The organism is Marinobacter sp. H13, from assembly GCF_059072335.1.
Genome location: NZ_JCACRU010000009.1, coordinates 94,328 through 105,874 on the forward strand (window position 1 = coordinate 94,328; position 11,547 = coordinate 105,874).

10 protein-coding genes and 1 pseudogene are annotated in these 11,547 nt (G+C 53.7%); 7 read left to right on the forward strand and 4 right to left on the reverse strand.

Features of this window, described 5'->3' with window-relative positions:
- Positions 1-6: 6 nt before the first annotated feature.
- Positions 7-408, forward strand: a pseudogene (locus tag AC5JQH_RS21930) (Tn3 family transposase); the annotation flags it as partial.
- An 819-nt stretch (positions 409-1,227) separates the two neighbouring features.
- On the opposite strand, the gene AC5JQH_RS21935 reads toward AC5JQH_RS21930, so the two are convergent.
- Complete coding sequence (locus AC5JQH_RS21935; RefSeq protein WP_136631018.1) at positions 1,228-2,394, reverse strand: hypothetical protein; 1,167 nt, start codon at positions 2,392-2,394, stop codon at positions 1,228-1,230.
- A gap of 340 nt (positions 2,395-2,734) precedes the next feature.
- On the opposite strand from AC5JQH_RS21935, the gene AC5JQH_RS21940 reads away from it, so the two are divergent.
- Positions 2,735-3,412 (forward strand): hypothetical protein, encoded by a 678-nt coding sequence (locus AC5JQH_RS21940; protein ID WP_493806024.1) that lies wholly within the window; start codon positions 2,735-2,737, stop codon positions 3,410-3,412.
- A gap of 119 nt (positions 3,413-3,531) precedes the next feature.
- Here the strand turns inward: AC5JQH_RS21940 and AC5JQH_RS21945 are convergent, their stop codons facing one another.
- Together AC5JQH_RS21945 and AC5JQH_RS21950 are read right to left on the reverse strand one after the other, a co-directional pair.
- The gene (locus tag AC5JQH_RS21945) at positions 3,532-4,431 is read right to left on the reverse strand and encodes a thioredoxin fold domain-containing protein (protein WP_493806025.1); all 900 of its coding nucleotides are present in this window, start codon (positions 4,429-4,431) and stop codon (positions 3,532-3,534) included.
- 387 nt (positions 4,432-4,818) lie between these two features.
- On the reverse strand, positions 4,819-7,464 hold the full coding sequence (locus AC5JQH_RS21950) for a PD-(D/E)XK nuclease family protein (protein WP_493806026.1): 2,646 nt from the start codon (positions 7,462-7,464) through the stop codon (positions 4,819-4,821).
- A 433-nt stretch (positions 7,465-7,897) separates the two neighbouring features.
- Between AC5JQH_RS21950 and AC5JQH_RS21955 the strand changes: the two genes are divergently transcribed.
- Complete coding sequence (locus AC5JQH_RS21955; RefSeq protein ID WP_493806027.1) at positions 7,898-8,170, forward strand: hypothetical protein; 273 nt, start codon at positions 7,898-7,900, stop codon at positions 8,168-8,170.
- Positions 8,171-8,288: 118 nt separating this feature from the next.
- Entirely contained in the window at positions 8,289-9,017 is a 729-nt protein-coding gene (locus tag AC5JQH_RS21960; RefSeq protein ID WP_493806028.1) for a hypothetical protein, read from the forward strand.
- A gap of 8 nt (positions 9,018-9,025) precedes the next feature.
- On the opposite strand, the gene AC5JQH_RS21965 is transcribed toward AC5JQH_RS21960, so the two are convergent.
- A complete protein-coding gene (locus AC5JQH_RS21965; RefSeq protein WP_493806029.1) occupies positions 9,026-9,268 on the reverse strand; it encodes a hypothetical protein in 243 nt (80 codons plus the stop codon).
- 175 nt (positions 9,269-9,443) lie between these two features.
- Here AC5JQH_RS21965 and AC5JQH_RS21970 point away from each other — a divergent pair, with 175 nt between their 5' ends.
- The 3 genes from AC5JQH_RS21970 (at position 9,444) to AC5JQH_RS21980 (ending at position 11,400) form a co-directional block, all read left to right on the forward strand.
- Positions 9,444-10,070, forward strand: coding sequence for a hypothetical protein (locus AC5JQH_RS21970; protein ID WP_493806030.1), 627 nt, complete (start codon positions 9,444-9,446; stop codon positions 10,068-10,070).
- 48 nt (positions 10,071-10,118) lie between these two features.
- Positions 10,119-10,397, forward strand: coding sequence for a hypothetical protein (locus tag AC5JQH_RS21975; protein ID WP_493806031.1), 279 nt, complete (start codon positions 10,119-10,121; stop codon positions 10,395-10,397).
- A gap of 67 nt (positions 10,398-10,464) precedes the next feature.
- Positions 10,465-11,400 (forward strand): hypothetical protein, encoded by a 936-nt coding sequence (locus AC5JQH_RS21980; RefSeq protein WP_493806032.1) that lies wholly within the window; start codon positions 10,465-10,467, stop codon positions 11,398-11,400.
- Positions 11,401-11,547 lie beyond the last annotated feature (147 nt).

Genomic DNA, 11,547 nt, shown 5'->3' on the forward strand with positions numbered 1-11,547 from the left:
GACCCCTCCTATCCGCGGCAGAACGAGCTCGCGACAGCCCTGCGGGAAGTCGGTCGCGTCGAGCGCACCCTGTTCATGATCGACTGGATTCTGGATGCCGAACTCCAACGGCGTGCCCAGATCGGGCTCAACAAAGGCGAAGCTCATCATGCGCTGAAGCGGGCAATCAGCTTCCACCGCCGCGGTGAAATCCGCGACCGTTCCGCCGAAGGCCAGCATTACCGCATCGCCGGCATGAATCTGCTCGCCGCCATCATCATCTTCTGGAACACCATGAAGCTCGGCGAGGTCGTTGCAAACCAGAAACGCGATGGAAAGCTGCTATCGCCCGATCTCTTGGCCCATGTTTCGCCGCTCGGATGGGAACACATCAATCTCACCGGAGAATATCGCTGGCCAAAGCCTTAGCGTAGGATTCCGCCCCCTCCCGCAAACGACCCCCAAGCGCCCAGCCGCCAGCCCGGCCAGGTGCGCCAATGAATCATAAGGGGCAATCCAACCTCCTTTGCCATCAGGCGACAATTTGACTAGCGCTTTATTGTCGTGGTTTCGGAAATAGCTCGCTGGTTCCTCGTAATGTCTGTCAGGCACTTGAAATCGCTCTTCCAGAGATCGGATCTTCTGGAGGGCAGAGGAATCAGAGAGCAGGATTTGAAGTTCATCGGCCGTAAATTGTGTGCCTTTTGGCCATGGCAGAAAGCACAGTGGCTTTGCGTATTCAATGCGGTGCTCTTCACTCAGTAGTTGGCTGAGTTTGACGTCAAATTTGGGGATTAAAGGCTGGGGCAGTGAAGCGATGAGGCCATTGGAAGATCTGTGGTTAAGGGCCCTGGCGACAATTTCTCGTACGGAGCTTAGCTTAATGCTATTGCCGGAAGTAGCGACGACATCCTCTCGGATGGCTTTTACGAGTGCATTGAAGTCACTCTTGGAGTGAATCAGCATAGAATTCTCCTCGCAGTATTGGCCCCCGCTTAAACCACTGCGCTGAGAATAGGGATGCGTGCTCAACAAGCCGTGGCGATCAGTGTCTACAAGTCAGAAATTCGAGTCGAGGGAACTCGGGCTGGTTCTGTATGCCCTGTCACCGCAATGACAGAACCATGTTCACCCAGGCAGGCTTTAAAGTCTAGTTTTGGAAAGGAAGAGATAATTCTGCGGAAAATAAAAAGGACACAAGAAAAGGGGCTGTTGAAACAGCCCCCTGAAACGTACTGAAGCGATTGGTTAGCCGGCCGCTGCGACTTCTTCTTCAGCACCCTCACCGCCAACAGCCCTGACCTCGTGCAGAGGCGGGAAGTCGTCAGTGACAGCTGAGTACACACCGTGGGATACCCGCTGAATGACCACCGAGAAGTTCAGCTTGCTCCGAATGTTGTACCGGTCAGTTTCCCGCTCTTTGATAGCGGCCATGATATCGCTGTCCCGGGATTCTGGATTCTTTTTCAGGAACTCCCAGATGCGGTATTCCATACTGACTTTCATGGTCTGCTTTGGATCAAGCTTGATTGCACGCTCGAAGATCTCTGGGTTCTTCGTCGGCTTGCAAATGCCTTTTTCCACACCGATCTGAGCAATGGCTTCGGGCGGAATATCCACTTCATTCTTCATGGCCTTGCGCGACCGGGCAATCTTGGAGTGCAGCCAGCGCATGTTGCACTTCTTTCGCACGGAGAAAATCCGGCGCAGGCGAAGTTCAACAGGGTTGCGCCCGGCTTTCTTCAGCAGGAAGAAGCCGTTTCCACGTTCGTCATCAGCCCCGGTTAGCCATACGAAATCTGGCTGCGCTTCCAGGGCAGCAACCACCAATCGGGTCTGGTTCGACGCCAGTTTATGGCCGATCGCGACCTCTTGAGTGATCTTGTTGACGGTGCTGGCGCCCAGGGTTGTCACTTCTTCCCGGGCCTTTTTTACAATGTCTTTGACCACGTTGGGGCTGGTCGTTTTAACAACAAATCGGCGCTTGCCCTCTTTGATAACTTCAACGCCGACCTGGACCGTCAGCTGCTCCAGCATATACAGGAGAGCTTCGATGTCGATGTCTTTCTTGTCGGTGCACCCTTCCATATAAAGGATGTGTTGCGCGTCCTCTTCGCTACAAGGAGCACAGGCTTCCAGGAAGTGCCCTGCATACACGGCCGACTTCAATGATTCGAAGGCGCTTTCATCGGTTCTGATCAGGTCGTTAATCCGGTCAAGACCTTTGATGGACCGCTGACGTACGGCCTCTTTGGTCACCCCAAAATCTTTAGCAATGTCTTCGAGTTTTTCCCGGGGTTTGCAGTTGAACCCGTTGTGACGCAGCATCACTTCTTTGGTTGTTTCGTCAATGCCTTCCGTACGGTCGAGCAACTGCTCCAGCTCGGTCTCGATTGGCGAAAATGTTTCAGTCATTCGATCCTACTCTTAATTAGCGGTGCGCTGCGTTACTTCTTTTTTCTTCTCCGCCGCGACACGATTTTTTTTGCTGTGCCTCGCTTTTAAATACTTTCTCACACGAATTATTATAGTTTTAGGTTTCAATTTTTCTAAGTTTTCAAGCGTAGTTTACTATATTTGAAACTTGCCTCGTAGCTTTTTTTATTTTCTTTCGTAAATTCCTAACTTTCGGTCACACCTCCTAAGCCCGCTCCCCATGCGGCCTTAGGGGTATTCCACAGAACCGCCAATTCGTTTTGACTTGTCGCATTACATAAGTTAACTTATCAGCTCACCTTTAAATGATATTTCTACTATGGCGACGAAAACTATCAACCCGCAGCTAAGCGCCTACTATGAGCAGCTGCGCCATCCGATGCCCGACTTCTTGAATGATATTGGCATTCACAACATCCATGACCGCGCAAACATCCGTTACAACGAGCGTCTGTGGCAGAAGGTCAAGGAACTGAACGAAGGCAACCAGGAACCGACCATCTCAGAATTCCGCCATATTGCTGCGGAAATTCGTCGCCAAATTGACATTGAACTCTACGAATGTGATGACCCTGACCGCTTGTCGATTGAGGATATTTGTCATCGCATTTGGGATGCCCAGATCGGCATTTCACCCGTTAGTATGCCTTCAGAAGCTACAGTAGCAGATAGTGACAGCGAACAGGGAGATGAAAGTGGTGATTACAACCTCGCCATAAGCATTTCCATCAGCGTGCGGGGACTGTCACGGCGGGAAGCAAAGTGGATAGAGTACTGTTTCCGGGATCACAACCCGGACCTTTCAGCCGGGGACCACACCATTGCGCTTCTCTCGACAATGGGAGTGGATAGCATTGAGCGGATTGATCGATGGCTGCCCAAGAGAATCCGCACGCAACTTCTCGGCCACATCAGCAGCAGCGCCCAGACCGATGAGAACGACCTGACGCTCCCCCTTAAATATCGAATGAAGTTATTTCTTCGACAAATTCTTTAACGGCACCGGTCGCAGTTTAATCTGCGGTCGGCCGGCAGACTTCCGCAATGCCTCCACACCCATCCAAAGAGCTACGACCCCCAGGACCGCAGCTCCAGCAATCAAAAAAGTTACCATAGTCAGTTCCTCACACTTCCCCGTGCTTCCAACATACGCATGATGGTCGAAACCGGGTTTTCTCGTGGGTAGCCGTCAACACGAAGGCCATTGGCCGCCATCAGTGTTGGCGTGCTTGTTACCGCCAGCCCGTTCTCCTGAGCCACGGCGATGTCTCGAATATTCTGCAAATAACCATTTCCACACGTCGGCGCTTCCTCCAGGCGTTCACCAGCGTAGGCCCGATCGAGCAGAGTGCGACGTTCATCCATGGTGGGCGCACACAGTACTTTGCTCATTACCTCGGCTTCGGCCGCCTCCATTCCGCGGCGAGGGAACAACGCAGCCCTGATGGTCACACCTTGTTTTTGGAACTCCTCGTAATCTCCATGGTTCCTCTTGCACACAGGACAGGTGATGTCACTGAACACAGTCAATTGGTGCTTTTCCTCGCCTTGAGCCGGATACACCACGGTCATTTCATCCGGAATGATGTCGTTTGCCAGGATCGCGAGAGCGACATTCAACTTCGCGGTGTCCTGTTTCAACATCATTGCGGACGACTCAGGTTCGGGCACAGAACTGGCCGGAGCAGTTTGCGGGACCGGCTCAGGAGTGCGCTGGGCGACCGTGGGCGGCTCTGACGGCTGCGTAGCGGCCACTTCCGGGAACTCACCCCCAGACGCACCTTGCAAAGCTCTCAGGGCCTTCACTGTCTTTTGAGTCAGGTTCTCGCCCGTCTCAATATCGATCAGGTCGCCGCGAATAACAAGATCTCCCAGAACGTAGCGGAGTTTCCCGTCGTGATAGACCTCTACAAGCCCCGGATACAGATCACTGGCACGAACCTGATTCAGAGTGAGCTGAGGCTCGACGATCCGGATTTTGTCGTAAGCGGCTTTTTCGAGGGCCTGGTCGCTCATACCATCAACGATTCCGTTGGCAGATGTGTTCGTTTGACTCACCGGTGACTGCCATTGAACCAAGAAAGCAATAAGAGCTGCCGTAGCTAAGCCACCTATCAAGCCTATAACTAAATCTCTTCCCGGAATTCCACTAGCGTTCATACTTAGTTCTACCCTTTTCTACCTATGCGTAATGTTCATTGGTGCATGTGCTCAGGCTGGTCGGAACCTTCCCTGATCCCGCTTCCACCTTAAACCTTTCGTGGGGTGATTCTTCTAACACCCGCCTCCCTTGCAGAACCAGAGACCGAACGCCATCGTGGCGGCCAGGGTGATGACAACAATCACCAACCCCACATCCACTCTCGATAGCTTTCCCTTGTCCTCATTCATTCGCTCTCTCCATTAGGCGGCAATGCTGGATTTGAGTCCGTTACGGCAGACTGCCTTCAGTTCACAGGTGTTACAGGCCTTGTTCTGGTCAACCGGATCAATGTCTACGGAACCGACGAGGATCTTTCCGCTGATCTCCCTGAGGGATTCGTTCCAGCCCTCTTTCATGTCGTCCATGTCCTGAGGAGTCACCGTCCGCAGGGCGTCTTCGTCTCCACTGTGAGAAACATACCCGAACAGAGAGGCTTTATCCCTGTTCAGGGCGCCCAGTGCAACACCGGTCACGGGATTTCCGGACTTCCGAGTCAGGGCCCCAATGGGTACCTGTGGCTCATAGAGGGTATCCGGATTCCAGCCAGACAGGCTTGGCGCGTTCTCTTTGTAGTCGATAACGACTTCACCGCCCCCGTCGACCAGATCCACACGGTCACGCTTGATGGTAACGGTGACCCCATGCACGTCGACATCGGTACCCTCTTCCATTTCAACAACCGTGAACGGCGCTCGCTTGGCATCGATGTTCAGCCAGTTCAGGGCCATCAGGCACAGCCGGCGACGTTCAAGGCGCTTTACTGCGTTGGACAGCAGATCGGCCCGCTCATAGTTCTCAACCGCATGCTCGGCCGTGCGCTCCAGCAGGTCCTGCAAGTCATCCGGGCGCTCCATCAGCTCAAGCAGGGTTTTCTGGTCTTTCAGCTCTTTCCAGATGAAGTACATCATGGCGTGGCTCAACTGACCGCGAACGCTGTGACTAATTCCCTCTTCGGGCTCTTCCAGCGGTTTAATCCCGAGACGATGCTTGGAGAAGCCGCGGAACGGACACAGGGCGTAATCCTTGAACAAGCCAACACCACCTTTCATGTTCGGCAACTGTGGCGGTGCGTTGGTTTCCATTTCAGTGACCAGCTTGCCACCGGTACCGGAGGTCCAGAAGTCTCCATTGGAGGTATAGCCTTCAATGACGGCTGTGCGATCAACCTGCGGGTGCCGGGCAACCAGAGAGGACGGCGAAAGCTCATTGTCGCGGTCGCTTTGTGGGTAGCTGAAGATCACCTGATAGCCAGCCTGGCTGTAGCGGTCAGTCAGTGACCGGGCGAACTGCAATTCCCGTTCTGGTGAGGCGTTGGGCATGTTCTTGGCCCGCTGCAACATCACAGGGATAAACGGCGTCGGGGTTGGTGATGCCGGCCAGCGGTCATCACGCATACCCATGACCCAGACATAATCAAAGTTCAGGCCGGCGCCTTCCAGGGCACCGAGAATCTGCACTGGTGAATCCTTGGTCTCCGGCTGGAACGGCGTTGTACGGACCAGGCGTCCCAGCACTGAGATCGCTTTGGACAGTGGGATACTCTCCAGAACCGCGTCATTACCCGCCAGCTCATGCAGGACCCGGTGAAACGCACGCACGACCTGATATTCAATAGAGTTCAGACCAATGTCACCCGGCCAGCCAATCGCTTCGAGCTGATCGCCGATGTCCTTGGCCCACTCGCTGGGCAACTTCACGCTGTCAGGCTCCGGAATGGCGTGCAACGCCGCTACCAACCCATCTTTGAGACCTTCGCAGTCGGCTAAGCCTTTCAGCCATTCACTGCGCTTGAGCTTGCGTGCGCGTGCCTCAGAGAGCTTCCTCCAGACCCTTGCGCGTTGCTTTGACTCGTGAACACCACCCCCAATCAGAGGCGAGAGCATGACCCGCTTGATGGTATCGGCGTCCACATCCTGGCGGTTCAGGGCCAGTACATCCATGGCGGCAGCCACCAGCGGCTGAGTAAACAGAGGCTGGCCGGCAGAGATGTTAAACACCGGAGCGTAGTCGTTTACGTCGACACGCAGATGATGCGGATCCAGCACTTCGGAAAACACGCGGTGCACTTCGTCCCGACGTTGGCCGAGATCCGGAACAATGATGCCTACAGTCTTCTCTCCCTGGCTGACAATGCTCTGAGCCCACATGGCGGCAAGACGCACTTCGTCACGTTCATCACGGGCAGCTACCAGGGAGGCTTTACCTTCCGGTACCGGGCGCACTTCCTCACGAACCTGGCTCTTAGCCGCCAGCGCAAAGATCGCCTCGTATACGGGAGGGACATCATCAAAGCCAACCAGAGTGATTTCGTCTACCGGGGCGAGCAGGCCCTGCTCATAGGATTCCAGCAGTACGGACGGAACCTTGGCTGCAGGGAGAACATTCAGCAGGTGGCACACAGACTCGAAGTTCTGGACCCAGCCGGCAAAGGCTTCGGTGGCCTCGGTATCCTTGAAGGTCTGGGGGTCCACTTCTTCCTGCCACAGGCACATGGTCTTATAGGCCTTGGCAGCTTGTTCGGCTGCGGCCCGGGGACTCAGGATGCCGGACTGGGCCTGCGTGGCGGAAATCACCTGCTCCCAGATAGAGATCTCCTGATCGCCAGACAATGTAGTGGTTGGCTGCTCGGACTCGAGACTCTGATACACGGCCTCTTCGAACTGCGACTGCACCCAGCCTTCCAGCGAATGCACGTTGGGCGTGTTCCATGCAGAGGTGGAGGTGCTTTTGCTCTGGGCGAAGCTTTGCAGCATCTTGGCCCGGATACGCCGGTTTGGCGTGAGGATCAGCCCCCCCTTCTCCAGCTTGTCGGCGTACCCCGAAATATCAAACAGTGAAATCGACATGGTGCTCTCTCCTAATTCCTAACCTAACCCCAATGATACATTAACTTTGAGCATCAGACAAGTTGTATTGAAGATGCCTTTTGCTCTCGGAGGGTTACCTATTGTTGGAATCAGGGTTCATCTCATGCTCACAAAAATCTCGCTTCCTGCTTGACGGGATGACTACATTATTATATCTTCAAGTTGTCAATGAGGTTTCATTGATTTAAATGTGTCACGTTTAGCTTGTAATTCTCCTGTATTGGGTTTTCTTCGCCGGCGCTCCCGCCGGCTTTTTTTCGTCTGCACAAAAGTCGACTGCCAAAAACCCGAGTGGGTACCAATTTTTAGCAGCCACTCTGCCCTTTCGATGGCTTTTCATCCCTGAAAATAATTCCTGCCGATTGCGCGAGGTAATCGGCCTTTATTTATTGGCATGAAATAGGAGCTAACAATGCAGTTCAATTCACCACTGGGCATGGTTCGACAGTTCATTGCGGATAACACCGCGGTTATGTGCGGGTACCGGGAATCTGGCAGGACGATCCTGATTGCGGCATGCGGGGAGGCGATCGCCTGTAGCGATATGAACGCGCTTCAAGTCGCGGAGATTCCGGACGATTCGGATCAGGGCGATTACTTTGAGATTGCCCGGGGGCTGGCACGGTCTGTGGGCGCCGCACTCACTGAGGAGGAATTCGACTGGTTTGCAGAGCGTCTTTTCTGAATCTCCCGCCCCGCCTGATGCGAGGCACTTCCCGTACACCTTGAGTGGTGATCTTTTTTTGATAGACTTCCGTGTGTAGCGTGTGTAGTTTTACTGCTTTCTACTTCGGGAGTGAGATTTGTCGATCCATCATTACGGCCCGGGCGATCTGTCCAGCGGGTTCGTTGGTTTCCGCGTGGTTGTCGCCTTTGACAAGAAGCATCGTCAGTCGTGGTTTTCGACCAAAGAGGCGAAAGTCCAAGACGAGTCTGATTTTGTCTATAAACGAGCGCATCTTCAGGCGCAGATCCGTGAAGCAGAGCTGCTGGCAGAATCGGCCCTCCATCATTACCAGACTTTCGTGACGACGAACCACCCGAGCCTTGCTCCCGAAAGAGGGCTCGGCGTAAATGCCCTTACCCTCCAGATTCGCCGAGATAATGGTCGACCAGGCTGTTCTGAACCCCGGTTCGAGCCGGGCTTTCTGGTTACCTACAAAGGGGATGAACGAGGGAGCAACAAGCTTTTCACGTTTTTTAACCAGAGCTATTCGACTGCCTGGCGCGAGGCGGTGATTTTCTGGGGAGAGCAACACGAAATCCTGCAGGAAGACATCGACCGGTTGCTGGCCAATCCGCCAGCCCCGGAGCGCTTCAAAGAGTTACGGCGCTATTTGAACGAAAAGGCAGGCAATGAATTGGCAGACCTGATCCCTGTTGAGGCATTGGAGCCCGTTTTCAGAGAGCAGCGTGCCCAATTGGCCTCAAAGCGTGCGGCGCAGAAATATAGACTGGGCCAGAGTGACAAGGATGCGACCGAAAGCGAAATTGCGCTCTGGTTCGAAAAAGAGTCCGCCAAGGCGGGATAAACGCTTTTTCAGTTTTTCCGCCTTTTTTTCAATTTCTCATAGTCTTTTTTCACCGATTCCGGTGCGTTTTTCACTTTTTCTCTGACGGTGGCAGCAACTGCCTCTTCGTGCTGTTCCGGTGTGGTGACCTCTTCGATATTAATTCCGATCGCCTCAAAGAGAGGGCCGTATACCTCTCGGCCTGATTTCGTGTAGGTGATTCGGCCCTCTGAGTCCTTGGTGTACCAGATCGAACTTAAATCATCGAGCATCAAAATCTCCTGAGTTTCCGCGTGGACCTGCCCCTTGGCTGGCATTTTCCGCAAGACTTTTCATTTTTGATAATATAATATTGTCATTCAGAAAAATGGAACAAACAGCCGTTATCTATTATCAAATCGTCATTGATTAATAGACTCTGCGAAACTCACACTGGTACGATCCCGCATGAGATCCACTGTCCTCGAAACCGACTACAACCCCCAACGCTTTTTCTGGAACAATCTGACCGGTATTCCCCGGGCCCCAATGGTTTATCAGTTGCTCAACGAAGACGGTAGCTGGCTTGACCCAAAGATCCATAATAACCCCTGGGCGCCCGCCAGCCTCAACCTGATCATGACTCAGCTCGTTACCCAGTACCCGGGGGATGCGTCTGTTTCTGAGGGCGGCGATCCACGACGCTTTCTTGTGGGTACAAGCGCCGAATTGGTCGCTTATTGCGGGGAAATCGGCATTCTTTCCACGACTCATGCTTTTCTGTCCGGCCCGGTGGATATCGCCACCACCCATCAGCGGAACCCTTTTCAGGCCCTGGATATCCCCTTCAATGTTCAGGACTGGGTGGAGGAGATTTCTGACTTCCCTATGGCCTACCCGTTCTCGATGTTCTTCCTGCGGCCGGAGCGGGATGTGGTACACATTCATGGATTCACACCCCTGACTCGGGAAACTCAGCCCGATGGCAGCGTCTGGTACCAATCGCCCTATCCAGGCGAAGAAATCCTGTCACCTCACACCGTCAGCCGGGCTCCCTGCCGCGTCATCGCGGAAATCGATACACGGATGGCATAACCAAACTGGTAGTTTAATCTTCGTAGACAGACAACCTTCCGGAGACTTATGGCCAAATTCAAAGCACTGACCGACACCCACCTTGCAATTGCTCGACATCTGGAGTTTTTGAGCCGCTCTCCGGCCTATAAGGGCTACGACATCATCACCTGGGCAACCGGCGGACAGGACAACATCCTTGCTGCAGCCGACCTCTCCGACCGGGGCTTTATGGGCGTTGAAACCAACCACTACTGTCACCAGCCGTTGGCTACCATCTCGATCGCCCGCTACCGAATCCCTGAACTTATGGCGTTTGTTGAGCAAAGCATGCCCAAGGCTGCCTGAGTTCACGACGGCGCCCTCATTCATCCGGTGCACCATACCTGCACTCATTTTCTTACAGGACCGTTCCATGAAACACAGCTTCAAATTCTTCTCCGCCAGCACAATGCTTGGCGCACTCCTCGCGTCTAACGCCCTGGCCAATCCGGTTGAAGACCTCCGCAAGCAGATTGAAGCGGATCTTGACCAGATGGTGGAAACTAGCTCAGACGAGGTGTATCACAATCCGATCGTTGACTCAGACCACGCCTTCAAGAAACAACTTGATGCTGAGCTTCAACCTGTAGGCTTGCCTGGCGATATGGGATGGGTATCACCATCTCCGTACCTCCGATATGCGTTCGCTGCGGGTGAACTGGTGGACGTGGAAGAGTTCATTAAGAACCACCATTACCAATATGCCAAGGCCCAGAGTGCTTTTGACAAGCAAGACATAATGAGCACTGAGGCGCCTCGCCTATCAGAGGTTAAGAGCGAGCTCGAAGCCAGCTCTACCATCCTGTTTTCTGCCCGAGTCGACGAGCATAACGCCTCATACAATTTCGACACAGGAGCCTTTGACGTCCTCAACCAAGAGTTATATTTCGACGGTTGCGGTGAGTTTCGCCTGAACGTGGACGGCTCCTGCAGGCGCCTTAAGGGGACTTTCTCCGCAAGCGAAGGGTATTCGGGTGCAAACATGCTCCCGGTTCGACTCAATCACCCTCTGAGTTTTCCCGTTCCGAAATCTCAGGCTCGTGACGTTGATGCCGTCATGAGGGACTTCCACAGCGTGTCTGTCTTCGTTGTTGCTGACGTCGCAAGCGCCGGCATGGAGAAAACCCTGACTGCTGATGGCGAGCGCAGCGCGAAAATGTCCGGCGACTATGAGCGCATGGCCTTGGCAATGAAACAGATGAATATGCCCGGCATGGTTACCCAGGAGCCCATCCTATCCCTGAACCTCAAAAAGGCCATTCTGGTGGACTGGGCCAATAATGATTTCTACGTCAGAGAATTCAAATAACCTCCACTGACCTGACCATCGGGGTGATGCCTCTGCTGCGCTAAGAGGCATCTTCCCCAGAAACCACTACAACTCCAACACCTTCCCCACCTCAACACTGTATTAATTAACAGGTATGCGCCTTTTCATCACACCGCTATAGTAAGC